Source organism: Rhizobium sp. BT03 (assembly GCF_030053155.1).
Classification (GTDB): domain Bacteria; phylum Pseudomonadota; class Alphaproteobacteria; order Rhizobiales; family Rhizobiaceae; genus Rhizobium.
Genome location: NZ_CP125645.1, coordinates 60,725 through 85,288 on the forward strand (window position 1 = coordinate 60,725; position 24,564 = coordinate 85,288).

The 24,564-nt window shown below is 62.7% G+C and carries 24 protein-coding genes and 1 pseudogene; 14 read left to right on the top strand and 11 right to left on the bottom strand.

What is annotated here, in order from left to right; translation table 11 throughout:
• Window positions 1-106 precede the first annotated feature (106 nt).
• Complete coding sequence (locus QMO80_RS31385) at window positions 107-754, top strand: TetR/AcrR family transcriptional regulator (RefSeq protein WP_283201705.1); 648 nt, start codon at window positions 107-109, stop codon at window positions 752-754.
• Window positions 755-787: 33 nt separating this feature from the next.
• Window positions 788-1,651, top strand: a complete 864-nt coding sequence (locus tag QMO80_RS31390; RefSeq protein WP_283201706.1) for a class I SAM-dependent methyltransferase — start codon at window positions 788-790, stop codon at window positions 1,649-1,651.
• A 343-nt stretch (window positions 1,652-1,994) separates the two neighbouring features.
• Here the strand turns inward: QMO80_RS31390 and QMO80_RS31395 are convergent, their stop codons facing one another.
• The gene (locus QMO80_RS31395) at window positions 1,995-3,398 is read right to left on the bottom strand and encodes an aminomethyl transferase family protein (protein WP_283201707.1); all 1,404 of its coding nucleotides are present in this window, start codon (window positions 3,396-3,398) and stop codon (window positions 1,995-1,997) included.
• A 50-nt stretch (window positions 3,399-3,448) separates the two neighbouring features.
• Window positions 3,449-4,327, bottom strand: a complete 879-nt coding sequence (locus QMO80_RS31400; RefSeq protein WP_283201708.1) for a methylenetetrahydrofolate reductase — start codon at window positions 4,325-4,327, stop codon at window positions 3,449-3,451.
• 295 nt (window positions 4,328-4,622) lie between these two features.
• On the opposite strand from QMO80_RS31400, the gene QMO80_RS31405 reads away from it, so the two are divergent.
• From QMO80_RS31405 to QMO80_RS31440, 8 genes are all read left to right on the top strand, one after another.
• Window positions 4,623-5,375 (top strand): GntR family transcriptional regulator, encoded by a 753-nt coding sequence (locus tag QMO80_RS31405; RefSeq protein ID WP_283201709.1) that lies wholly within the window; start codon window positions 4,623-4,625, stop codon window positions 5,373-5,375.
• A gap of 118 nt (window positions 5,376-5,493) precedes the next feature.
• Window positions 5,494-6,672, top strand: coding sequence for an ABC transporter substrate-binding protein (locus QMO80_RS31410; RefSeq protein ID WP_283201710.1), 1,179 nt, complete (start codon window positions 5,494-5,496; stop codon window positions 6,670-6,672).
• Between the two features lie 80 nt (window positions 6,673-6,752).
• Entirely contained in the window at window positions 6,753-7,613 is an 861-nt protein-coding gene (locus tag QMO80_RS31415) for a branched-chain amino acid ABC transporter permease (RefSeq protein ID WP_283201711.1), read from the top strand.
• The gene (locus QMO80_RS31420) at window positions 7,610-8,656 is read left to right on the top strand and encodes a branched-chain amino acid ABC transporter permease (RefSeq protein ID WP_283201712.1); all 1,047 of its coding nucleotides are present in this window, start codon (window positions 7,610-7,612) and stop codon (window positions 8,654-8,656) included. The genes QMO80_RS31415 and QMO80_RS31420 overlap by 4 nt, the downstream gene beginning before the upstream one ends.
• Window positions 8,653-9,402 carry an ABC transporter ATP-binding protein gene (locus QMO80_RS31425; protein ID WP_283201713.1) on the top strand — a complete coding sequence of 250 codons (750 nt, stop codon included), beginning with the start codon at window positions 8,653-8,655 and terminating at the stop codon, window positions 9,400-9,402. The genes QMO80_RS31420 and QMO80_RS31425 overlap by 4 nt, the downstream gene beginning before the upstream one ends.
• On the top strand, window positions 9,399-10,124 hold the full coding sequence (locus QMO80_RS31430) for an ABC transporter ATP-binding protein (protein WP_283201714.1): 726 nt from the start codon (window positions 9,399-9,401) through the stop codon (window positions 10,122-10,124). The genes QMO80_RS31425 and QMO80_RS31430 overlap by 4 nt, the downstream gene beginning before the upstream one ends.
• Before the next feature lie 105 nt (window positions 10,125-10,229).
• On the top strand, window positions 10,230-11,093 hold the full coding sequence (locus QMO80_RS31435) for a glycerophosphodiester phosphodiesterase (RefSeq protein WP_283201715.1): 864 nt from the start codon (window positions 10,230-10,232) through the stop codon (window positions 11,091-11,093).
• Between the two features lie 94 nt (window positions 11,094-11,187).
• The gene (locus QMO80_RS31440; RefSeq protein WP_283201716.1) at window positions 11,188-12,843 is read left to right on the top strand and encodes a diguanylate cyclase; all 1,656 of its coding nucleotides are present in this window, start codon (window positions 11,188-11,190) and stop codon (window positions 12,841-12,843) included.
• Window positions 12,844-12,870: 27 nt separating this feature from the next.
• Here the strand turns inward: QMO80_RS31440 and QMO80_RS31445 are convergent, their stop codons facing one another.
• Genes QMO80_RS31445 through QMO80_RS31475 form a run of 7 tightly spaced genes read right to left on the bottom strand, consistent with a single transcriptional unit; the run spans window position 12,871 to window position 20,054 of the window.
• A complete protein-coding gene (locus tag QMO80_RS31445) occupies window positions 12,871-13,680 on the bottom strand; it encodes an inositol monophosphatase family protein (RefSeq protein ID WP_283201717.1) in 810 nt (269 codons plus the stop codon).
• A complete protein-coding gene (locus tag QMO80_RS31450) occupies window positions 13,680-14,684 on the bottom strand; it encodes a LacI family DNA-binding transcriptional regulator (RefSeq protein WP_283201718.1) in 1,005 nt (334 codons plus the stop codon). Before QMO80_RS31450 ends, QMO80_RS31445 begins: the two co-directional genes overlap by 1 nt.
• Window positions 14,668-15,447 carry a glycerophosphodiester phosphodiesterase gene (locus QMO80_RS31455; RefSeq protein WP_283201719.1) on the bottom strand — a complete coding sequence of 260 codons (780 nt, stop codon included), beginning with the start codon at window positions 15,445-15,447 and terminating at the stop codon, window positions 14,668-14,670. Before QMO80_RS31455 ends, QMO80_RS31450 begins: the two co-directional genes overlap by 17 nt.
• On the bottom strand, window positions 15,447-16,502 hold the full coding sequence (locus tag QMO80_RS31460) for an ABC transporter ATP-binding protein (RefSeq protein WP_283201720.1): 1,056 nt from the start codon (window positions 16,500-16,502) through the stop codon (window positions 15,447-15,449). Before QMO80_RS31460 ends, QMO80_RS31455 begins: the two co-directional genes overlap by 1 nt.
• On the bottom strand, window positions 16,502-17,344 hold the full coding sequence (locus QMO80_RS31465) for a carbohydrate ABC transporter permease (protein ID WP_283201721.1): 843 nt from the start codon (window positions 17,342-17,344) through the stop codon (window positions 16,502-16,504). The genes QMO80_RS31460 and QMO80_RS31465 overlap by 1 nt, the downstream gene beginning before the upstream one ends.
• Window positions 17,345-17,346: 2 nt before the next feature.
• Window positions 17,347-18,648 carry a carbohydrate ABC transporter permease gene (locus tag QMO80_RS31470; RefSeq protein ID WP_283201722.1) on the bottom strand — a complete coding sequence of 434 codons (1,302 nt, stop codon included), beginning with the start codon at window positions 18,646-18,648 and terminating at the stop codon, window positions 17,347-17,349.
• A gap of 59 nt (window positions 18,649-18,707) precedes the next feature.
• Complete coding sequence (locus QMO80_RS31475) at window positions 18,708-20,054, bottom strand: extracellular solute-binding protein (RefSeq protein WP_283201723.1); 1,347 nt, start codon at window positions 20,052-20,054, stop codon at window positions 18,708-18,710.
• A 348-nt stretch (window positions 20,055-20,402) separates the two neighbouring features.
• On the opposite strand from QMO80_RS31475, the gene QMO80_RS31480 reads away from it, so the two are divergent.
• Together QMO80_RS31480 and QMO80_RS31485 are read left to right on the top strand one after the other, a co-directional pair.
• Window positions 20,403-20,861 carry a YbaK/EbsC family protein gene (locus tag QMO80_RS31480; RefSeq protein WP_054184262.1) on the top strand — a complete coding sequence of 153 codons (459 nt, stop codon included), beginning with the start codon at window positions 20,403-20,405 and terminating at the stop codon, window positions 20,859-20,861.
• Window positions 20,862-20,944: 83 nt separating this feature from the next.
• Window positions 20,945-21,952 (top strand): Tim44 domain-containing protein, encoded by a 1,008-nt coding sequence (locus QMO80_RS31485; RefSeq protein WP_283201724.1) that lies wholly within the window; start codon window positions 20,945-20,947, stop codon window positions 21,950-21,952.
• A gap of 295 nt (window positions 21,953-22,247) precedes the next feature.
• Here the strand turns inward: QMO80_RS31485 and QMO80_RS33100 are convergent.
• A pseudogene (locus QMO80_RS33100) lies at window positions 22,248-22,442 on the bottom strand (hypothetical protein); the annotation flags it as partial.
• A gap of 74 nt (window positions 22,443-22,516) precedes the next feature.
• Entirely contained in the window at window positions 22,517-23,065 is a 549-nt protein-coding gene (locus QMO80_RS31495) for a hypothetical protein (protein ID WP_283201726.1), read from the bottom strand.
• A gap of 254 nt (window positions 23,066-23,319) precedes the next feature.
• Here QMO80_RS31495 and QMO80_RS31500 point away from each other — a divergent pair, with 254 nt between their 5' ends.
• Both QMO80_RS31500 and QMO80_RS31505 read left to right on the top strand, forming a co-directional pair.
• Window positions 23,320-23,487: a hypothetical protein gene (locus QMO80_RS31500; protein WP_190237540.1), complete on the top strand. Its 168-nt coding sequence runs from the start codon at window positions 23,320-23,322 to the stop codon at window positions 23,485-23,487.
• Window positions 23,488-23,575: 88 nt separating this feature from the next.
• Window positions 23,576-24,544, top strand: a complete 969-nt coding sequence (locus QMO80_RS31505) for a hypothetical protein (protein WP_369685956.1) — start codon at window positions 23,576-23,578, stop codon at window positions 24,542-24,544.
• Window positions 24,545-24,564 lie beyond the last annotated feature (20 nt).

A 24,564-nucleotide genomic window follows, 5' to 3' on the forward strand; every position in this document is an offset into this window, starting at 1 on the left:
CGCGATCTGGGGGACAGGATAAAATCCGTTCTTTGGCTTGCATATTTCCGATACTGCGTGGTATCATAAAATATGAATAACGATACTGTCAAGGATCTTAATGCTCGTGACCGAAAATAGTCGAGGCCGGCGCGGACGGCCAGCCAACGAGGCGCTTGGCCAAACGATAGTCGACGCAGCATACGAACTCTTTGTGGAACTGGGTTTTCAAGCGACGACATTGGACAAGGTCACCCAGCGAGCGAAGATATCCAAGCTCAGCATCTATCGGCACTTCGAGAACAAGGAGGCGCTGTTCAGCGCGGCCGTCGCCGCCCGCTGCCATCAGTTTGCGCCACAAGCCCTTTTTGAAGGCGTCGACGGTTCGGCCGAAGAGCAACTCATGGCGGTGGGGTCATCCCTCCTTCGCACGCTGTTGAGCCCGGACGTCCGCAGTGTCGAAGCCATGGTCATGGCCGACAAGACGAATCAAAAGTCGTTAAGCAAGCTCCATTACGAAGCCGGCCCCGTCCATGTCGTCGCCCAAATCGAGGCCCTGTTGTGTCAGTTGCACGCGAAGGCGGTTCTGAACGTGCCCGATCCTCTCCAGTCCGCCCGCTTGTTTGCCGCACTTTTCAAAGGATCCGATCTCCTGATTATCGCACGCTTCGATGAGGCGCGAGCAGAGGACGACAACGAAATCGAAGCCTATTGCCGATCGGCCGTCACCATGTTCATCGCCGCGCACGGTGGCAGCGGCCACGCGGGCGGATAGCCTGGTTAAGTACGGATCAGAACAGGATATGGCATGGCAGAGAAAAATGTTTATCAGGTAGCCGACTGGAATGGCCAAAGCGGGGAGCGCTGGGTCGCTCACCAGGTCCGGCTCGATGCCATGATGGCGGTTTTCGGCCAGGCCGCGATCGAAGCCGCCGCGCCCGCCACGGGTGAGCGCGTACTGGACGTTGGCTGCGGCGCGGGGGCGTCTAGTCTGGATCTGGCCGCCCGCGTCGGCGCGGGGGGCCATGTGCTGGGCGTGGACATATCCGAACCGTTGATCGGCAGAGCGCGCGCGTTAGCGCCGCAGGACACGCCGGTCCTGTTCCAGGTGGCAGACGCCAGCAGCACCGAGTTGCCTGAAGGCGCGTTCGACATCCTGTTCTCGCGCTTCGGAGTGATGTTCTTTGACGATCCGACAGGGGCGTTCGCCCATATGCGTCGTGCGCTCAAGCCGGGCGGGCGGGTCGCTTTCGTCTGCTGGCGCGGCATGATCGAGAACGATTGGGTGCGCCTGCCGATCGGCGCGATCAAGGGCATCGTCCCGCCGACGGCGCCGCCCGATCCCGAAGCGCCCGGCCCATTCTCGTTCGGCGACCGGGGGCGGGTGGCGCGTATCCTGACGGCGGCCGGCTTCACCGATGTCGCTATCGCGCCCTTCGATGCTTCCATCCCGTTCGGCGAGGGCGGGACGCGGGAAGCGGCGATCGACGACGCGGTGGAGATGACACTCGAGGTCGGCCCGCTATCGCGCGCGCTCGCTGATCAGCCCGACGACATCCGCGCCCGCGCCTCGGCCGCGGTTCGTGCCGCCTTCGCGGGCTGCCCCGGTGAGCGGTCGGTGATGATCGACGGCGCGGCGTGGATCGTCACGGCGCGCAATCCGGCAAGCTGACAGGAATTGACGCCCCGCGGCATCGGCCGTGACGCGATCGTCACCGCTTGCGGCCGGAACGCAGAGGAGGTAGGGCGGCCGACTTTTGTCCCAGCTCGCACCGCTGCCATTGATTTATATCGCGCTCATCGGCGATTGCCTCTGGAACGAAATTGACCGCCCCCTCGAACGATTCAGGCCAATCCGCGCTGACCACCTCAATCCAAACAAGTCAATTTCCCTTAGCGGGTATTCGTGCAGAAATGCCCACAGAGCCCCTTACAGCCGCCGAGAGAATGCGGTCGGAATCGGCAAAGCGGCAGGGAACCGCCCGGCGTGGATGGCCAGGCGGTCGGGCCTTGGCTTACGCCGTCTGCCGGGTGCGCCAGCTGTCGGCATAGGCCTCGCGGGCGTCGCGCGCGTAAGGGACCGGCGCGACCTTGACGCGGATTTCGAGCTGCTTGTGACGTTCGACGGTGGTCTTCCGGGTTCCGCCATCCGGTTCGCCCCAAACGAGGGTCAGCACGTCGCCGACCTGCACGTCCGGCTCGACCGTGCCGAGCGAAAGCATGGTGCGTTCGTTATGGCTGTAGCCTGAGAACATCGACACGCCGATCGTCCTGCCGTTCTTCGTCACCTGGTCGTAGCTTGAGGAAGCGTAGTTCGACAGCGGCAGGTCGATATATTTATAGTTATCGCCTGAAGGGTCGAACAGCGATTGGAAGACTTTGGCGACATCGTCCTGGTTCCAGGCGAATGTCACCTTCTTGCGATGAGGCTTGTCGGCGATCTTTTCCAGTGCGGCGCGGCCGATGAAGTCGTGATCGAACTTGACGAAGGGGCCGTAGCCGAGTTCGTACGGGGTCAGGTAATAATCCTCGATATTGTCGGAGACGAAGCTGCCGCCGATCGAGCCGGTTGCTTCATAGCTGTCGGCGCCCAGCCATTCGCGGAAGGGTTTCATGCGCTCGTCGGTATAGACTGCCGGCAGCGGCGACGGGATCCAGCCGGATTCCAGCGTGTTCGTCGCATAGGCACGGGCGCCGACCTGGCGCAGGCCGAATTCCTCGCCCGCTTCCAGGATGACGTTGCGGATCTCGTCGCCTTCTTCATAGGGTCCGAAAATCTCCAGGCCCGGGGCGCCCGACATGCCGTGGCGCAGCGTGCGCACGCGGCGACCGCCGATGTTCATCGTGTCCATGTTGAAGAACTTGACGTCGGCGAGCGGCCCGCCATTGACCTTTTCGAGGATCTTCCAGGCGTTCGGCCCCTGTATCTGATAGCGGTACCGCCGGCGCACGACTGGTTTGCCGCCCGGTCGCGACGGCGAACGGTCGTCGCGGTCGAGCGTCACGTTATAGCCGCCGGTCTGCCCGTGGAACTCCACCCAGTTGATCGTCGGCGCGCGGCCGACGATTAGATACTGGTTTTCGGCCAGATGGAAGAGAATGACATCGCCGATGACATGGCCGCTATGGCTGACCGGCACGAATTGCTTGGCGCGGTTGACCGGGAAATTGGCGAAGCTGTTGATGCCGAGGTAGGAGATGAGCTTCAGCGCATCCGGCCCCTCGATCATCAGTTCGGCCATATGGTGCGACTGGTCGAAGAGCACGGCGGTTTCGCGCCAGGCGCGCTGCTCGTCGCGCCAGTTGCTGAATTCCGGCGGTACGACGGGATAGATATAGGCGCCGATCGGCGAATTGCGGAGCATGTTCACCGTGTTGCCGACGGCGCTAAGCTTCTGCTCCAGGCTCTGTTTCGTCATGATATTCCTCCCATTGAACGATGATGATGGTCGAGGCCTTGCGGCCGGTTTCAGTCAGAGGCTGCCTGCTGCTCAGCCCAGCGGATGGATTGGGCCGGATCGCCGAAGGTGAAGAAATGCACGCCGCTGATGCCGAGATCCGGTTCGGCGGCCTCAGCTGCGGCGATATCGATCAGCAGCTCTTCCGGCGTTTCACCCGAAAGCACGTTGCGGGCGACTTCGCTTCTTTCGCGCAGCGCCCGCAAGGATGCGCCGACACCGCAGCGAAGCGCGTATTTGAGAAGCTTGGTGCGGCTGGCCGGTCCGGCGATGCCGACCCTGAGCGGCACTGTTACGCCCCGTTCGCGAAGCCGCCTTGCAAAGCTGAGGAGCGGTTTCTGATCGAACAGGAACTGGCTCACCAATAACACATCGAGCCCGGCACGGGCAGCCGCATCGACCTTTGCGGTCAGCGCCGTGTCGAGGACGGCACCGGCGATCCGCGGATGCCCTTCCGGGTAACAGGCGATGGCGATACGGCCGATGCCATATGTCTGGAAAAGCCCGGTTTCGATCAGGTCCAGGGCGGAGCCGAAGGTCCCGGCGGCATCGTCCCGATCACCGCCGAGGACGAGCGCATGGCGGACGCCGGCTTCCTCGGAAAGCCGGGCAAGCATGATGTCGAGTTCCCCGCGGTTCCTGATATTGCGGGCGACGATGTGGGGAACCGGGATGAAGCCGGCCGCTCTTAAGCCCGCCGCGGCCCTCACCAGAAGACCGATATCCTCCTTTGGAAGATGGGCGACGAAGACCTCGCTGCCCGGTGGCAGGGTCACCGTCATGCTCCGCAGCGACGGGAGGTCGCGCGACGTCACCTCAATGGAATAATGGGTGAGAAGATCGGCAAGAGGCGCCTTCTCCCGGCTCTCGCTTTGCAGCGCAATCATCATAAGCCTCTCCTCACCGTATGAGAATTTTCTGTGTCCAGCCTGTATACAATGATAGGCTCAAAATTGTGCCGGCAGCAAGTGACATAACAGGTTTCATGAAAAATTACCGGAAAATAGCCAGATAGATAACCATTTTGATATGGAATTGTATGGCGATCCTCATGTATTAATTGCTTGACAGGCGTCGGTATACACGTCGTACTCTTTTCGAGAAGGAATGTGGGAATCGTCCGATGCCTGAAGGTTCAAGCGCTTCGAACAGGCCGCGGACCGCAAATTGCGGATGGAACGGGAGATGGCTGCGGAAAAGGGAAACGTCGATCGCAAGCGCGATAGCCAGGCCTTGAAAGGCCTTCTTGGGGTGCGCGATCTCGTGCTCGGCGGCGGCGTCTCGCCGGGCGAGCGTCTTTCGGAAATCTGGCTCGCCGAAAAGCTCGGCGTTTCGCGCACGCCGCTGCGCGCGGCGCTTGCCCGTCTCGAACAGGAAGGCCTGCTCGAGCAGATCCCGTCCGGCGGTTATGCCGTGCGCGGTTTCACCACGGCGGATGTTTTCGACGCCATCGAGCTGCGTGGCGTGCTTGAAGGCACGGCAGCCCGGCTTGCAGCCGAACGCGGCGTCACGCCAGCCAAACTCAAGGCGATCAAAGGACTGATCCTCGAACTCGACAAATGCTTTCGCGATCGGCCGGAGGACATGCTGTTTGCCCAGTATGTCGAGCTCAATGCGGAATTCCATTCCATGCTCGCCGGTCTTGCCGGCAGCGAGACGATGCGGCGCGAGGTGGAACGGGCCGCGCAGCTGCCGTTCGCCTCGCCGAGCGCCTTTCTGGAGAAGCAGGAGGATGTGCTGGCCTTTCGCCTGTCGCTGGTGCATGCGCAGCGTCAGCACCGCGACATCGTTGCGGCGATCGAGATGCGCGAAGGCACGCGCGCCGAGGCGCTGGCGCGCGAACATGCGCGCCTTGCACGGCACAATCTGGAATTTGTCATGGAAGAGGATCGCAGCCTGATCACCCGCGTTCCGGGACTGACGCTGATATCGACGTGAGACGCGGCCGGCGATCGAGGGCGGGGAGGCCCTGCCGGCCGGTCGGCTGAGAAAGCCGATGGAGAAGAGAGGAGGCCGGTGGATCGCATTGATCGCCGGTAAGAGGAGGAGAAAAGCCGTGATTGCCAGAAGAAGTCTGATCGCCCTCTCCGCAGGGCTTGTGATGTCGGCCGGCCTTGGCCTGCCGTCCTGGGCCGAGGAGACATTCAAGGTGGGTTTGATCCTGCCGATGACCGGCCCCTTCGCATCGACCGGCCGCCAGGTCGAGGCCGGGGTCAAAGCCTATATCGCCGCTCACGGCGATACGGTCGCCGGCAAGAAGATCGAACTCGTGGTGCGCGACGATGCCGGCACGGCCGACCAGACCCGCCGGATCGCGCAGGAGCTGATTGTCAACGAGAAGGTCAATACGCTTGCCGGTTTCGGACTGACGCCGCTGGCGCTTTCCGTCGCGCCGGTGATCACGCAGGCCAAGGTGCCCGCCGTCGTCATGGCCGCCGCCACCTCGTCGATCACCCAGGCATCGGAATATTTCATCCGCACCAGCGGCACGCTGCCGCAATATTCGGTGCCGGTGGCGACCTGGGCGCATGAAAACAACATCACCAAGGTCGTGACCCTGGTGACCGATTACGGCCCGGGCATCGATGCGGAAACCTGGTTCACCAAGGAGTTCAAGGCCAAGGGCGGCGAGGTCGTCGAAGCCGTGCGCGTCCCCCTGCAGAACCCGGATTTCGCGCCTTTCCTGCAGCGTGTGCGCGATGCCAAGCCGGATGCGGTCTTCGTGTTCCTGCCATCCGGCGTCGGCTCGCTGTTCATGAAGCAGTTCGTCGACCGCGGTCTTGCCGAAGCCGGCATCAAGCTGATCGGCACCGGCGACATTACCGACGACGACATCCTGAACGGCATGGGCAAGCCTGCGCTCGGCACCATTACCGCTCATTTTTACGCGGCTGCGCATGACAGCCCGGAGAACGCAGCCTTCGTCAAGGCCTTCAAGGACGCCAACAAAGACATGCGCCCGAATTTCATGGCGATGGGCGGTTATGACGGCATGCACGCCATTTATGCCGCGCTCGAAGCGACCAAGGGCGATGCGGACGGCGCCGCGCTGATCAAGGCGATGAAGGGCCTTGCCTGGACGAGCCCGCGCGGCCCGATCTCGATCGATCCCGAGACCCGCGATATCATCCAGAACATCTACATGCGCGAAGTCAAGGACGTGAACGGCGAGCTGCAGAACGTCGAATTCAAGACCTTCAAGGATGTGAAGGATCCGGTCAAATCAGGCCAATAAGCGCGGAGCCGCTTAAGCTCCGATGATAAAATGCGGCGGAGATCGCTCCGCCGCTTTGCTCCTGGAAAGTCGGGTTTATCATGCTGACTATTCTGTTCGACGGCATCGCCTACGGAATGCTGCTGTTCATTCTCGCCTGCGGACTGACCATCACGCTTGGATTGATGAATGTCATCAACCTCGCCCATGGCGCCTTCGCCATGGCGGGCGGCTATATCACCGTCGTCCTGATGAACAGCTACGGCGTCTCCTTCTATTGGTGTTTGCCGATCGCCTTCCTCGCAGTCGGGCTTGCCGGGCTGGTTCTGGAGCGTTTGCTCTACCGGCACCTCTATTCCAAGCCGCATCTCGACCAGGTCCTGTTCTCCGTCGGTCTGGTCTTCATGTCGGTCGCCGGCGCCTATTATTTCATGGGCGGCCAGCAGCAGATGATCCAGCTGCCGCAGGAGCTTTCCGGCCGCTGGGATCTCTATGGCGTCGGCATCGGCCGCTACCGGCTGTTCATCGTCCTGGTCTGCGTCCTCCTGACGATCGTGCTGCAGCTGCTCCTGACCAAAACCCGTTTCGGCAGCCAGCTGCGTGCCGCCGTCGACGACGGGCGGGTCGCCCGCGGACTCGGTATCAATGTCTCGGCGGTCTTTGCGTTGACCTTTGCCGTCGGCTCGGGCCTTGCCGGTCTCGGCGGCGCCATGGGCACGGAGATTCTCGGCCTCGATCCGAACTTTCCGCTGAAGTTCATGATCTATTTCCTGATCGTGGTGACGGTCGGCGGGACCTCCTCGATCACCGGGCCGTTTCTTGCCGCCCTGCTGCTCGGCATCGCCGATGTCGCCGGCAAATATTACGTGCCGCAGATCGGCGCCTTCGTCATTTACGGCGTCATGGTCGTCGTGCTTCTCCTGCGTCCGCACGGTCTGTTTTCGCGGGAGGGCGGCCGATGAGCGGAGCCCGCAGCGAGGCGAGAGACCGCGCCACCGAACAGCTTCGCCGCGGCAACGCCTGGCGGCTCTATGAGATCGCGCTCTGGATCGCGGCGGCGGCCGCCATCTTCGTGCTGCCCTCGAAGATGCTGCTGCTGACCGAAATCGCCATCACCGCGCTTTTTGCCATATCCCTCGATCTGGTGCTCGGCTATGCCGGCATCGTTTCGCTCGGTCATGCCGCCTTCTTCGGCCTCGGCGCCTATGCGGCCGGTCTCTTTGCCAAACATGTCTTTGCCGAGCCCGTCACCGGCCTCTTTGCCGCTGCCGTGGTCTCCGGCCTTGCCGGCTTCGCAGCGAGCTTCCTCGTTCTGCGCGGCTCGGACCTGACGCGGCTGATGACGACGCTCGGTATTGCCCTGATGCTCGCCGAACTCGCCAATCAGCTGGCATGGGCGACGGGCGGTGCGGACGGCCTCAGCGGCATCACCATCGGGCCGATCCTCGGCGTTTTCGCATTCGATCTCTGGGGCCGCACCGGTTATGTCTACAGCCTGGCCGCACTCTTCATCCTGACATTCGTCGCGCGGCATCTGGTGAATTCCTCCTTCGGCCTGTCGCTGAGGGCGATCAAGGCCAATCCGGTGCGCGCCGCCATGGTCGCCATTCCGGCGAGGAACCGGATCATCGTCATCTATACGGTCGCCGCCGCCTATGCCGGCGTTGCCGGGGCGCTGCTGACGCATACGACGAGTTTCGTTTCGCCTGACGTGCTCGCCTTCCACCGCTCGGCCGACGTTCTTCTGGTGCTGGTCATCGGCGGCGTCGGTTATCTCTATGGCGGCATTGTCGGCGCGGTCATCTTCACCGTGCTGCGCGACTGGCTGTCGGTCTCGACGCCGCAATACTGGATGTTCTGGATCGGCCTGATCCTGATCGCCATCGTTCTCATCGGCCGCGAGCGTATCGCCCGCTGGGACAGTTTTCTGCCGGCCTCGCTGCAGCTCGGCATCAAGCGGCTGGCGACCTGGCGGCCCGGCGCGACGCTGAGGGAAAGCCGATGACCGTCGCGCTGGAAACCCGCAATCTCGTCAAGCGTTTCGGCGGCTTCACCGCCACCAACGATGTTTCGCTGTCGATCAAAAGCGGCGCACGCCATGCGCTGATCGGTCCGAACGGCGCCGGCAAGACCACGCTGATCAATCTGTTGACCGGGGTGCTGAAGCCGACCTCCGGCCAGGTGATCGTCGGCGGCGAGGATATTACCGGCCTTCCCCCGCATCGGCGTGTGCGGCGCGGCGTTGCCCGCACGTTCCAGATCAACCAGCTGTTTTCCGGCTTCACGCCGCTGGAATCCGTTCTGCTGGCGATCAACGAGCGGGATGGCCTCGGCCGCTCCGCCTGGCGCCCGCTCGCAGCCCATCTGAATGCGACCGATGAGGCGGTGGATCTTCTGGAACGGTTCGGCCTTGCCGGCGTCATGGGCGAGAAGACCGGCCGGATCGCCTATGGCAAGCAGCGGCTTCTTGAAATCGCGCTTGCCTTCGCGAGCCGGCCGCGGGTGCTTCTGCTCGACGAGCCGGCGGCCGGTGTCGCCGAAGAAGAGCGCAGCGAAGTGCTCGCCATCGTCCGCAGCCTGCCTCCCGAGGTGACGGTGGTGCTCATCGAACATGACATGGATCTCGTCTTTTCCTTTGCCGACCGCATTTCGGTTCTGGTCGCCGGCGCCGTGATGGCCGAGGGAACGGTCTCGGAGATCGCCGCCGACCCGCGCGTCAAGGCGGTCTATCTCGGGGAGGACGCGGCATGACGGCGCTTTTGCGGATCGACAGGCTCGTCTCCGGCTATGGCGAGGCCCGGGTTCTCGGCGGCGTCAGTTTCGAACTCGATGAGGGACAGTCCCTGTCGCTGCTCGGCCGCAACGGTGCCGGCAAGACGACGCTGGTCGATACGATCGCCGGCGTCACCACCCATCATTCCGGCACGATCGGCTTTGCCGGCACCGATCTGACCCGCATGCGGCCGGAACGGCGGGCGGCCGCCGGCATCGGCTGGGTACCGCAGGAGCGCAATATCTTCAGGTCGCTCACCGTCGAGGAGAACCTGACGGCGATCGCCCGTCCCGGCCGATGGTCGCTCGAGCGCGTCTATTCGATGTTCCCGCGCCTGAAGGAGCGGCGCCTCAATCGCGGCAACCAGCTTTCCGGCGGCGAGCAGCAGATGCTGGCGCTCGGACGGGCGCTGATGCTCAATCCGAGGCTGCTGCTGCTCGACGAGCCGCTGGAAGGATTGGCGCCGATCATCGTCGACGAGCTGCTGGCGGCGCTGCGCAAGATCATCGACGGCGAAGGCATGTCGGCGATCATCATCGAGCAGAAGGCGCGCAAGATACTGCCCCTGACCGACCGCACGGTTGTTCTGGAGCGCGGCCTCGTCACTTACGCCGGCGAGAGCGCAACCCTGCTTGCCGACGGCGAGATGTTCGACAGATATCTGGCGCTCGGCGATCACAGGGCGGTCAGGCCGGCTTGATGCATGTCGCCGAAAATTCTCCAGCATCCCGATGAAGCCGAATCCGGCCCTTGATAATCACGGCTCGTCAAGGCAGGAGAGTAGCATCGCGGAGATTGGATGCAGATGACGAGATTGGCGGATGCGCAGGGCCTGGAGATTTCGCATGAGGGACATCGCACCCGCCTGAAATGGCATCGGCTGCGCAAGCGGTTTGCCGATCCGCTGTTCTCAGCCGACGTGATGGCGGAAGGTTTTGCCGTCGGCGCCTCGATGGAACTCGATATGCGGGTGCGCGCCGACCGCGGCTTCGTCGTACTGCACGATGAGGAGCTCGACGGTGAGACGACGGGACATGGGCCGATCGCTCAAAAGAGCATCGGCGATCTCGGCGATATCAGGATGAAGGACGGAGACCGGCCGCTGATCCTCAGCGAGGATCTCGCCGCCATGATGCAATCGACGCATCCGGCCGCATTGCTGCAGTTCGACATGAAGGACGATTATGAGGCGATCGGCGCGAGGGGCATCGAGCACCTTGCCGTGCATTTCCGCGATATCGCCGCCTCGGTGATCGTCAGCGCCGGCAGTCTCGAGCTGATCGTCGCGGTCAAGGAGAAGCTGCCGCATCTGTTGCGCGGCATCGATCCCACAGACAAGCTCTACGGTATCGGGCAGGCCAGCGGCTGGAAGGCCGTCGAGATGGAATTGCGCGCCGACCTGCGCGGCCCGACCGAACCGGACACGATCTATCTCCACTGGCCGCTGATCCTCGACGCCGCCAGGGAAGGTCTCGACATGATCGCGCTCTGCCAGGACGAAGGCAAACGGGTCGATGCCTGGACCTTTAGCCTCAAGCATCCCGAGGCCGGTTTCAGCGACGAGGAATGGCGGAACTTCCAGGCGCTCATGGCCCTGAAGCCGGATCAGGTCACTACCGACGAGGCGCCGGCGACCGAACGCGCCTGGAGCCGCCGCATGGCGGATTGACGTCGGCGCTTGCGGCACATTTCCGGGCTTGTCGCATGGTTTGCACAATTTTCATCATTTTAAACTTCTGATGTTATCCCTATCCGACAGTCAGATGTTGGTGCGCCATATGCAAGTTGTTGATACTGTAGCAATTACTCAACAAGCAAATTCCAGCTTACAGAAAGCGTGGCATTTTGGGTGTACCGGCCGTTCGATCGAGGCACTCGCACTGGCCGGCGAAATTCTTGCCGTTGCCAGGGCGCGTGGCGACGATCGGCTCGCCGCTCGATGCGATACCGATATTGCCTGGTACTGTTTTCAAACAGGCAAGGCCGAACTGGGGCTGACGCATGTCCGCCGGGCGGTGGACTTCTGGAAATCGACCGGAGAGCTCAACGAGGAAGCCTATGCCCGGGCCTATTTCGGATGGCTTCTGCTGGAATTGGGCTTGCCTGAGGAAGCAATCGAAGAGGCCACCCGCGCGCTGGATCTCGCCGACAGGACCGCGGACCCGAAAGCGCAGAGCCTCGCCACCAACGTCATTGGAATTATCTTCTGGTACAACAAGCAGCCCGACCGGGCCATCCTGATGAGCGAACGCTCCGTCGAGCTCGCCAGATCGATCGGCGACAAGACCTATGAATGCTGGTGGCTCGTCAATCTCGGCGGCGCCCATTCGGAAGGCGGATATATTGCGCAAGCGCTCGGCCAGACGGAAGAAGGACGCCGGCTGCTGACGAGAGCGCTTGCGCTGACCGATGAGGCGCTCGACCTGGCGATCGAGATCGGCGACAGCTGGGCTGCGCGCATCTGCCTCGGCAACAACGCCGATTATTACAGTCATCTCGGCGAACATGAGAAGGCGCTCCAGTGCATGGAGCGCTATCAGCTGTTTCAGGAAAACAGCTATGTCAGGGACAGACAGCAATATCTCTACACCCTGGGCCAGATCTACAATAGTTACGGAAAATTCGAGAAAGCCCGATCGCTGCTGCTCGAGGCGATGGCATTGATCAGCGAGGGCGGCAGTTTCGATTCCTACATTCAGATCTATTTTTATCTGTCGCAGGCGCATGAAGGGCTGGGGCAGTTCGATCTGGCGCTGGAGGCGCATAAGAAATACCACCAGGCATATCTGCAGAACAGCGCCGAGAGGACCCAGCAACGTGCACGTCTGGCCGAAATCTACTATGAAACCAAGCGGCTGAAGGAAGTAGCCGAAACGGAAACGAAGCGCGCCGATACGCTGGAGGCCTCCTATCAGAAACTGCAGGAAGAAACCGATATCCTTGCCAGTGCCGTCTATCTGGACGCTTTGACCGGGCTTTATAACCGCAAATATCTCGACAGCCGCTTCAAGGAACTGACGTCGGAGAAGCGTCCCTATTCCATCGCGATGCTTGACGTCGATCACTTCAAGTCGGTCAACGACAACTTCTCTCACATGATCGGCGACCAGGTTCTGAGCGCCATCGGGGCGATTCTGCGCAACCAGCTCAGGATCACCGATCAGGCGATCCGCTTCGGCGGCGAGGAGTTCGTCGTCCTGCTGGCCGGCTCTCCCCGAGGGGCCGCCGATGTCTGCGATAGGCTGCGGGCGGCCGTCGAACAATGGGACTGGTCGGAGATCTGCAACGGGCTGCGCGTCACGATCAGCATCGGCGTGGCCGGTACGCTGTCTGCCAATTCCCCGAGCGATATTTTAGCGATCGCCGACCAGAATCTCTACACGGCGAAAAAGACCGGCCGCAACCGCGTCGTTGCGTAACCGCTGCCCGCTTCGGCGCGACATGCTCTATAGCCCCTCGATGTCGAGGATGAAGGCAAATTCGCCGGCAAGCCCCGGCGCGTGGGCGATGACCGGTCCGCCATCGGCAAGCAGCCTGTCGACGCCAGGCATCGCCACCGTGGCGCCGGCCTCTTCGGCGATCAGCGCGCCGGCGAGCATGTCCCAGGCATTGAGATGGCGTTCGTAATAGAGATCGGCAGCGCCTTCGGCGACGCGAAGGAGGTCGATCGCCGCCGCGCCGGTGCGGCGATAATCCATGCCGCGTTCGTGCAGCCGCTTGGAGAGCGCCAGATGGTCGTCGAAACTGGTCTTGCGGGAATGGCCGAGAATGACGAGCGCATTGGCGGGATCAGTGGTTGCGGCCGCACGGATCGGCAGCCCGTCCTTGAAGGCACCGCCGCCGCGGACGGCGTGAAAGACCTTGTCCTCGGTGGCATCGTAGACCACGCCGATCTCGACCCTGCCGCCGGCGACGAAGGCGATCGAGACGGCCCAATGCCGGAAGCCCCTGATATAGTTGGTCGTGCCGTCGATTGGATCGACGACCCAGGTGCCGCCCTCGCCCGATCGCCCGCCACTCTCTTCGCCCATGAACGTATCGCCCGGAAAATGTGAGAGCAGCCCGTCGCGGATCGCCTGCTCGGCCTGCTTGTCGGCGACGGTGACGAAATCCTGCAATCCCTTGTTCTCAACGGCCAGCGTGCCGGGATTGGAGTCGCGCCGAAACCGGGCGGCTTCCCGTCCGGCCTCGAGGGCGACTGTCATCGCGACCTCCGCCCGGCTGCGGATGGCGGCGGCATCGAATGGGGAATTCATCAGGCAGTCCTTCTTCGTATCAGTGTCACCGGCGTGAATTCGACGCGCGCCGTCAGGTCCGGTTCGGCCATCCGGCCCATCAGCAGGTCCACCGTCTGTTCGGCCTGGAGATCGCAGGGTTGGCGGATGGTCGTAAGGTCGTAGGCGGTCCAGGCCGCCTGGGGAATGTCGTCATGGCCGATAATGGGGAGCGGCGGCGCATCGCCGCGGCTGCGGCCCTGCATGACCCGGTCGACCACGCCGCAGGCCATATAGTCGTTGGCGCAGAACAAGCCGTCGATGCCGGATGCGGCAAGCTCGGCGGCGGCATCATAGCCGCTCTTGTAGTCGTTGATCCTCACCTGCAGCAGCTGCGCTTCGACGCCGAGCTGCTTGCAGCGCGCGATGAAGGCCTCGCTGCGCCGCCGCGCCGTATAGGATATGGCGGGAGCGGCCATCACCGCGGGCTTTCGCGCGCCGCTATCGATCAGGTGGGCGGCGGCGAGATAGCCGGCCATGCGATCGTCGGAGATGATGCGGTCGACGAAGGGGATGTCGTTGCCCTTGTTGATCAGCACGATCGGCACGCCCTCGGCAGCACATTGCTCGCAGATCTCGGTCGGCGGCGCGTCCGAGGTGACGATGACGCCCGAGACGGCGTAATGCAGCAGCTGGCCGATAACCGTCGAAGTATCCGCCTCCTGCGAGGTCGGCAGCAGGATGGGGCGGAAGTTGCGGGCGAGCAGCACCCTTGAGAGATGCTCGATCTGCAGCGTGCGGAACGGATTGTCGAATCCGGCGGCGACGACGCCGACGAGATCGGAGCGTTTGTTGGTCAGGCTTCGGGCAAGATAGTTCACGCGGTAGCCGAGATCCTTGGCGGCCTGGAAGACCTTCTCGCGTGTTTTCGGCGAGACGCTGGCATCCGGCGTGAAGGCGCGCGACACGGCGGCGCGCGAGACGCCGGCCGCACGCGCCACGTCGAAGGAGGTTACCTTGCGCGGTCCCTTATCCCTGCCTGGCAACTGCTTTTTCCCTCTCTGCCGACGGCCGCATCAGATCGGGAAGATCGGTGCAGATGCCGAGAACCGGAAGCGTCATGATGTCGTCGAGGATGGTCCGCCGCTCCTCGTGCCAGAGCACGATTTCGCGGCCGGCCTCGAAGGCGCGGCCTATCAAGGCCTCGGTTACCAGATCTTGCGGCCGCTCGCCTGCCCTCTCCCAGCAGAGATGCAGGATATCGGCGCCAGCCTCGTCACCCAGCGCATGCGGATCGTGGCCGACGCGGATCAGCACCGAAAGCGGAAAGTCGCAGCCCGCGTCGCGGAGTTCGCGCACCTGCGCCGTGTCGAAGGAGCCGAGGCAGGCGAAACGCTGGTTCATCTCGGCAAGATGGCGCCAGCAGAGCAGGCCGGTCCCTGATGCCTTCAGCTCGACATAGAGACCGGTTCCGGTCTCGCGGCCGAGAGCGGCGACCTCCGAAAAACGCGGCACGTCGACACCGTCGAGGGCGGCGAGCTCGGCGGCGGTCATTTCGGAAATGCGGCGGTCGATGCCGAAGACGCGCTCGAGATGATCGTCATGCGAGACGACGACCACGCCGTCGCGGGTGAGCTGCGTGTCGAGCTCCCACATCTCGGCGCCGAGTTCGGCAGCGCGGCGGAAAGCGGTGATGGTGTTCTCGCGCTCATGGCCGCTGGCGCCGCGGTGACCGATGCAGAAGGGAAGCCGGCCCTTGGCGGTCGGCCAGCCGTAACGCTCGAAAAATGCCTGGAAATCGCTGGTCATCAGAGCCTCCTGCCGCTTTCGTCGAAGACGAGAACGCCGCGGCTGTCGATCGCCCAGCGGACGTCGTCGCCGACGTGAATATCGTTGCGCACCGGCTGGATCGAGCGCAGCAGCGGCCCGCCGGCCAGCGCCACGTCGTAAAGGTTCTCGCGCCCTTGCGTTTCGGCGAAGGTGACCTTGCCGGACACAGTGACGTCTCCCGCCGGGGTGAAATGCTCCGGCCGGACGCCGAGCATCAGCTTCGTACCCTCGGCGGCGCCGACGGAACCTGGCAAGGGCACGCGGATTTCGCTTTCCGGAATGGCGAAGGCGCCCTTGTCGACGACGCCGCGCAGGAAGGTGATCGGCGGATTGCCGAGGAAGCCGGCGACGAAAGCGGTCTTCGGATCATTGTACATTTCCGCCGGTGTGGCGATCTGGACGATCTCGCCTTCCTTCATGATGGCAATGCGGTCGCACATGCTCATCGCCTCAACCTGGTCATGGGTGACGAGAATGGCGGTGATGCCGGTCTCGCGCTGCAGGCGGCGGATTTCCGAGCGCATTTCGAGGCGCAGCTTGGCGTCGAGATTGGCGAGCGGCTCGTCGAGCAGCAGCACGTCGGGCTTGCGGATCAGCGCGCGCGCCAGCGCCACGCGCTGCTGCTGGCCGCCGGAAAGCTGCGCCGGCCGGCGCTCCATGAGATTGCCGATATGGACAAGCTCGGAAATGCGGTCGACCTCCTTGCGGATGTCTGAGGCCGGCACGCCCTTCACCTTCAGGGGAAAACCGATGTTTTCGGCGACCGTCATGTGCGGATAAAGCGCATAGGACTGGAAGACGACGCCGACATTGCGGGCCTGGCTCGGCAGGTCGGTGACGTCGCGGTCGCCGAAGAGGATGCGTCCGCTGGTCGGCCGGTGAATGCCGCAGACCGCAAAAAGCGTCGTCGATTTGCCGCAGCCGGAAGGGCCGAGCAGCGCCAGCATCTCGCCGTCGCCGACTTCGAGCTGCATGTTTTCGATGACCTTGGTGGAGCCGAAGCTCTTCGAGAAATTGTCGAGGAGAATGCGCATCAGCCTTTGCTCCCGCCGCCGTAGATGTTCATGAGATATTTGTTGAAGAGCGCGTAAGCAATCAGCACCGGGATGAGGTAGAAGAGGCCGACCGCCTTGAACATATTGAAATCGTAATTGTTGTCGTCGGCAAGGAAGCCCGCGAGATAGACCGACAGCACCTGCACGTCGTTGCCCGGCGCCAGCACCTGCGGCAGGATGAACTCGCCCCAGCCGGCGAGGAAGGAGAACAGGCCGAGCGCCATGATGCCCGGTTTGACCTGCGGCAGCACGAGGCTGCGCCAGACGCGGAAACGCGAGGCGCCGTCAACGACGCCGGCCATTTCGATTTCCCAGGGCACGGTGTCGTAGAAACCCTTCATCAGCCAGATGCCGAGCGGCAGGTCGATCGCGGCCTTCACCAGGATGACGCCGATCAGCGAATTATAGAGGCCGATCATCTGCAGCACGATGAAGATGGCGATGATCAGCGTCACCGACGGGAAGGCGTGCAGCACCATGACGCCGGCCAGGAAGAAGCCGCGCGCCGGCACGTTGAGCCGCGACAGCACGTAACCGGCCATCGACGAGACGATGAGCACCAGGCTGGTGGTGCAGGCCGAAAACAGCAGCGTATTTACCGTCACCTGCCAGATATTCGCCTTACCCGCCGTCGTCTGCCACAGGAAGCGCCAGTGATTGAGCGTCAGGCCGGAGGGCAGCAGCGCATCCGGCTGCTTCACCGTCACAGTATCGAGGAAGAGATAGACATACATCAGGAGCAGCGGCAGGCTGACGATGGTCAGCGCCGCTATGACAGGCCAGTTGCTGTAATTTGCCGAGGGCTGCGAGTGTTCGGCCATGGTCAATCCTCGATCAGGGGCTTGGCGACGAGCGTGCCGTAGTTGAAGACGCGCAGATAAAGGAGCGACATCGCCACGCCAATGACAACGAGCACCAGCGCCATGGCGGCGCCGAGCCCATATTCGAGATTGCCGGCATAATTCCGGAGCGCCGTGTGATAGGCGGAGAGCGCCCAGACCTCGGTGGCGTTGCCAGGCCCGCCATTGGTGGCGAGCAGGATTTCATTGAACGAGGCGAGCAGCGACAGCGTCTGGTAGCAGGTGACGAAGAGGATCGGCCAGCGCATCTGCGGCAGGATGATGTAGCGGATCTGCTGCCAGCGCGAAGCGCCGTCGACCTCGCTCGCATGGAACTGGCTCTTCGGAATGGCCTTCATCGCCGAGGAGAACACCAGCATGCCCATCGAGGCGCCGATGAAGCCGTTGATCAGCACGACGAAGAACCAGGCATTATAGGCGGTATCGAGCAGGTAGTTCTTCGGGGGGTAGCCGAATTTGCCCATCAGGACGGAGATGAAACCGCTGTCCCAGGCGAGCCACTTCCACAGCATGACATAGATGACGACGGGCGTGATGCGCGGCAGAAGCCAGATGCCGCGAAAGATCGAGGCGGACGTCGGCGGCATGTAATGCGTCCAGATGGCGAGCAGCAGGGCATAGCCGACATTGAACAGCGTCAGCACCAGCGCGACATAGAGCACGGTGTTGAAAAGTACCCGCGCCATGTCGGGCGAACTGGCCATGCGTGAGAAATTGTCTGATGTCCAGGTCCAGCCGGTATAGGTGATCTTGGCGACGATTTCCTTTTGCTCCGGCGTCAGCTTGAAACCCAGACCGTCCAGCGCTGAAAACAGCTGCTCCTTGCTGTCGAAGCGGGTGTTGAGGACGGAGCGGTTGAACTGTTCGGAGATCTGCTTGACCTCGCGTGTCGAAGGCCGCTCGGCTAGATCCTTGATCATCCGCTCGACGTCGCGGCGTGCCGGGAAGACCTCACCTGTATGTTTGGCGCGCAGTTCCGCGACAATCCCCGGCGCAAGCCCCAATCCCTCGACGGCCGCGAGGCCCGCCTCGTCGATGGTGTAGCGCGGTTCGGCCATCTCGGTGGCGATCTCGGGCATCGCCGATTTCAGCGCGATCAGGGAGTTGGGCGCGATCTGGTAGACGCCACCGGAAATGCCGGTCGCCGTCGTCATGTTGGTCATCGAGAAGACCGCCGTCAGAACCACCGGCATCAGGAAGAACAGGATGATCATGACCGCCGCAGGGGCGATCATCACCAGTCCGAGCGTTCTGGACGATTTCATGGAAGGCCTCCTCGCGGAACCGACCGGGCGGCGGGGTTGCCGCCACCCGGAGGCGTGTTTCAGCGAATGACGATCTTGTCGCCGAGCGTGCTTTTCAGCTCGCTCTCGGCATCGCCGACGGCGGCGTCGACGGTCTTGGCGCCGGTCCAGGATGCTTCGAGGTTCTTCCACATGATGTTCCAATATTTGCCGAAATCGGAATTGTTCGGCATCGCATTGGCATGCGGCAGCAGGCGCTCGGTGGCTTCGCGGGTCCAGCGGTCGGCCGAGTAGAAGTCGACGGTGGACTCCGACTTGGAGATGCCGAGATGGGCCGATTTGACCGCATGCAGCGCGTTGGTGCGCGGCTCGGAGGCGATCTTGACCAGCTGGGCGGCGATCTCGGTGTCTTCCTGGTCGTGACCTGCGGTCAGGAGGTAGACGAGCGGATGGGTCAGCGTGTTGGCCTTGCCGCCTTCGCCGGCGGGGATCAGCGTGAAGATCACGTTACCGAAGAAGTCCTTGAGGCCTTCCTGGTTGACGAGGCGGGCATAGTGCCAGGTGCCGGCGTCCCAGATGCCGGCCTTGCCGGTGGCGACTTCCTTCCACCACTGATCACCAGGCATGCCGATGTGGTTCTTCTTGGTGACGCCCGATTTAACGGCGTCGGCGAAGAACTGATAGGTGCGGGTCATCGCCGCCTTGTCGAAAACGAGCTTGCCGCCTTCTTCCATCGTGCCGCCGAACGAGGTGTAGAACTGCCAGTAGTCGGGGCCGTTGCTGGTGCGCGGATAGAAGCCGTATCCGGGCTGGACGAGGCCCTTGTCCTGCATCTTCTTGGCGTCTTCGAGCACGTTCTTCATGGTGTACTTGCCGTCCTGCACACTCTGCGGCAGCGCATCCAGATCGGCGTCGCTGTAGCCGATCGCCTTCATATAAGGCTTCCAGAAGAACATCGGACGGGATTCGGCATCCTGCGGAATGCCGTAGACGGTGCCGTTGTAGGAGGCGATCTGCAGCAGGTTTTCATAGATGTCGCTGAGCGGCCAGGAGTCGAGATCGACGTAATCCTCGATCGGAACGATGAGGCCTGCCTGCGACCAGGGCGCGATGTCTTCATGGCCGCTGACGACGATGTTCGGGGCGGTCTTGGCTTCCGCCGCAAGGGTCAGCGCCTGCTTGAAGTCCTCCCAGGCGGAATAGGGCTTCTTCTCGACGGTGATCTTCAGGTCTTCGCCCTTGAGGGCGGCTTCGCGCTGCAGCTGCTGGGCTGCGATCTCGATGGCGTCGAGGCGATAGACGTCGTTCGGGCCGGTGCCGCCGGCCCAGACGCTGATGTGAACGTCCTTGGCAAGCGCAATTGCAGAGCTGGAGGCCAGGATGGCGGCAGCAATGGTGAGGGATTTCAGTGTCGGCAAGATAGTCATCTTCTTCGTCTCCCTAGAAGAGCAGTGTGAAGCCTCTTGGCGGGTCAGCACTGCTGATGATGGCCGCTCCGAAACCCCACGAAAACGTGACGATGTCCGCTCTAGGGGTTTGATGTAACGGCCGAATGACAAAATTGAGCACGTGTGCAAAATTATTATGACGATGTCTGCCAGACTTGCAAGCGGCGGTTTTCAGGCGGCGCCTTTTGCGCTTCAAATCGCGCTTTTCCTCCTGCAGCGCTGCGTGTTTTTCGAGACGCGGACGTAATGCTGCAACGCTTTCAATCCGCGCATCGTGCTTTCCGAAAACCGGTTCCGATTTTGGGGCCGATGCGCTAGCATGCGTCTATGAGCCTTGAATCCGTCCGCGCTTTCCTGCGTGCGCATGCACCCGATATCGACATCATCGAAACCGCCGAGAGTTCCTCGACGGTGGCGCTTGCCGCCGAGGCCCATGGCGTCGAGCCCGCGCAGATCGCCAAGACGATCTGCCTGCGCGTCGGCGAGCAGATGATGCTGGTCGTTGCCGGCGGCACGGCAAGGCTCGACAATCGCAAATTCAAGGATACATTCGGCGCCAAGGGACGCATGCTCGACGCCGAAGAGGTGGTGGCGGTCACCAGCCATCCGGTCGGCGGCGTCTGCCCCTTCGGTCTGCCCTCGCCGCTGCCGATCTATTGCGATATCTCGCTGAAACGCTTCGATGAAGTCGTGCCGGCGGCCGGCTCGACGAATTCGGCCGTGCGCATCGAAACCGGACGGCTGGCCGAGCTGACCGGCGCCAGCTGGGTCGACGTCTGCCAGTAAGCGGCGAAAAACTTCAAACCTGGAAAAGAGTACCTATATCCTATCCCAACCATGCCGTGACTGCGCATGACAGGAGATCAGGAATGCCGAGTGCCATTTCGCGTTTTGCCAAGTTCGCGGCGATTGCCGCTCTGACGGGCGCTACCGTTTTTGCTTCCCTTGACGATGCAGAAGCGCGCCGGGCCGGCAGCAGCGGTTTCGGAAGCCGCGGTACCCGCACCTTCCAGGCTCCGCCTGTCACCCAAACCGCGCCCGCGCCTGCCGCGCCGATCGAACGGTCGATGACGCCGCGTCCGCAGACCACGGCGCCAGCGACCGCGCAGCAGCCCTTCGGCGCCCAGCGCTCCGGTCTCTTCGGCGGCTTCGGCCGTTCGATGGTCGGCGGCCTGATTGCCGGCGGCCTCCTCGGCATGCTGCTCGGTCACGGTTTCGGCGGTGGCTTCGGCTTCCTCGGCATGCTGCTGCAGATCGCGCTGATCGGCGGCGCCGTCATACTCGCCATGCGTTATTTCGCCAATCGCCGCCAGCCCTCCTACGGCGCCGGCGGCCAGAGCGGATCCTTCAGCCGGTCCTATAACATGTCGCCCGCCAACAATTCGTCCTTCCATATCCCGGCGATCGGTTCTGGTGCCGGTTCAGGGGCGTCCTCACGCGGCAACCGGCCGAGCGACGAGATCGGACTGGCGCAGGCCGATCTCGATCAGTTCGAGGAATTGCTGACCGACGTTCAGACCGCTTACGGTGCCGAGGATTACGGCACGCTGCGCCGGCTGACGACGCCCGAGGCGATGTCTTATCTTGCCGAGGAACTCGGAGAAAACGCCACCAACGGCGTGCGCAACCGCGTTTCCGACGTCAAGCTGCTGCAGGGCGACATTGCCGAGGCGTGGCGCGAAGACGGCCAGGAATATGCGACGCTCGCCATGCGCTACTCTTCGATCGATGCCATGGTCGAACGCGACAGCGGCCGCGTCGTTTCCGGCGACGACCGCCGCCCGATCGAAAGCATCGAGGTCTGGACCTTCGTGCGCAAGCCCGGCGCTGACTGGAAGCTGGCGGCGATCCAGGGAAGCGAGCAACGCGCCGCCTGAAGCCGTCTGGCGCCTCGCGATGACGTGATGCGGCCTCTGCCTTTGCCGATCTTGCCTGAAACCGCCAAGCCGTTTCGGGCAAGATGCTTTGGCTCGGCAGGCGGTTTTATCAGGTCGTCAGTGACCTTGGTCGACCCCAGGTCTTGGCGTCAGTTTCTCCGCTGTTTCAAGCGAAAATTCGGTGCGCAATACCGCCTTCTGTGCCCGCGAAAAATCGGCCGCGACTTGTTCTGCCTGCTCTTGCGCGGCGAGCCGGGCGATTTTGCGCTGCTCGAGCGATATACCGGCATCGGCTTCATGGCTGCGCAATACGGATTGTCGGATCAGCGCGTCCTGAAGCTCGGCGGCGGAGATAACGCCGCTCTTGCGCAATGCGTCGACGACAGGATTGCCCGCGGCCCGGCTTGCCGCGATGTCGAGCGCTTCGGAGGCTTTCGCCTCCCGCTCCCGCGCTCTTTCGGCATCCGCCCGTGCCTCGGAGAGGCTGCGGGAAAGATTGTCTGCTCGCAGATTGCGTATCTCCAGCAACTGCCTGAGAGACTTCAGCGCCTTCATATCAGCCCTTCAGGCGCCGTTGTTCGTCGTCAGGATTTCCAGCTGGCCGCCCTTGATGACCTTGATGCTGTCGGCCTGCTGCCGGCTCAGCACGTCTTCGACGGCCTTGGTGAAGACGGCAGGCCCGCGCACCAGAACCAATCCGCTGGCGGGATCTTCACGCAACGCGTCATCAGGCAGCAGCGGAAACAGCGCGCGTATGGCGCTTTGCTCGGTCTTCCAGCTGCGGCCACGGCGATCGAGGACGACGGTGGAGACCTCCTGCTTCGGCGCGATGATGATGCGGCTGCCGTCATAGGCGACGAAGAGATTGCTGGCATCGCCAAGCTTGACGAAGGCCTTGGCTCCGCTCTCCCGGACCGACCAGTGCTCGACCTTGCCGCTCAGCGTCCCGACTGTGGTGACCGGGATGCCGGACATGAAGGACAACGTCTGGACGACATCGCCAAGCGGCAGCGAGACGACATCCAGGCGCACTTCCCGCTCGCTGGCCCCGGCCGATAGAGGAAAAGCCGCCAGCAGTCCGATAGCTGCCATGTAAACAAAACGCGCGAACATCTGAGTTTACCTCACGATCCGGATATCGCCCGACAACTAATGAACGAAGGCAGGCAGCGAGTACGGAAGCCAGTCTATTAATAATTATCTGATCTACTGTTGCAGATCATCGGTCCGCTGGGAACAGGATCAATATCCATTTCGCGCATTTGTTGTACATATCGCGAATTAATAACTTTTTAACATAAGCTATTGAATTCGATCTTGAATTCTGCAAGGTTCTGGCCGCCAAAACCATGCAAGGAGTTCAAGACATGGCTACCAGCACTAGCACTTCGACACTTGATGCGGGCATCGGCTCCGCGATTTCCGCCTTCAAGGCGGCCCAGAACGAAGCGACCGCGCAGAGCTTGCAGGTTGCAACCGAGATCACCAAAATCAACGGCGTCGCAAACGCCATCAAGAAGATCGGCCCAGGCTGATTGACGCAATGGCGAGACGGGTTCGCCCGTCTCGCTTCCCCGCTCTCGAAGACAATAGAAGCCGCTCGACGGACGGTTCGGGAACAAGATGGCCATGGATTTAGATCCCTCTTCGCCGACATTCAAAGGCGCCGCCGGCAGCGCTGCGTCAGGCAGTATCGGACCGGCCTTGCGAATCACGCGCGCCGGGCGCAGCTCCATTCTGACGTTGACGACGGAGCGGCAGGTGGTCGGCGGCAGCGCCGATTGCGACCTGATCATCCTCGGCGCCAAACCGGAACCCGCCCTGGCCATCAGTCTGCAGCGCTCCCGCGGCTCCGACACGGTGTCGTTGACCGCGCTGCGCGATGACGTCGCGGTCGACGGTCGTTCGATTGAGCGCGATCGGACAATGACCCTTACGAAGAGACAGACCATCTCCTTCGACGGCACGATCTGTGAGCTCGAAGGTCTCAGGCCCGGGCGCGTGCGGTTCGCGCCGCGCAGGATCGCCGCTGCCGGCCTTCTCGGGCTGGCGGCGATGCTTTTGCTGGCCGGCCTTTACAACGGCGATGCGCCGGCTCATGAGGCCCCGCTCGTCAAGGTTTCCGCCGCTCCCGAACCGGCGCCGTCATCGGCGGCGATCGCTGCCGAAATCCGCCAGGCCATTCGTATGGCCCAGCTTCCCCAAGATCTGAGCATCGTCGCCACCGCCGCCGAAATTCGCATCGGCGAAGGATCGCGGCCTCTCGGCCTGCCCGACAAGACCAAGCTGCGCAGCATCATCGCCTCGATGAGCCGGCGCAGTTCCGTCTCCCTCGTCGATCTCACCGCCCTCTCCTCCGGCCTCGACGGCTTCGTCGCCGCCGCCGGCTATACGCCGGTCAGGTTCATCATCGGTTCCGACGGGCACCGGTACGAGGAAGGCGATGTCGTTCCCAGCGGCTGGCGGATCAAGGAGATCGGCAACGACCAGATGATCGTTTCCCGCGACAGCGAGGACGATACGGTCGATTTCGCCTCGGCCGGCAATGCCGAGCCGAAGCTCGCCGAAATTTCCAGCAGCGAACAAGAATAGGCGATGGCGTCGGAAACCGG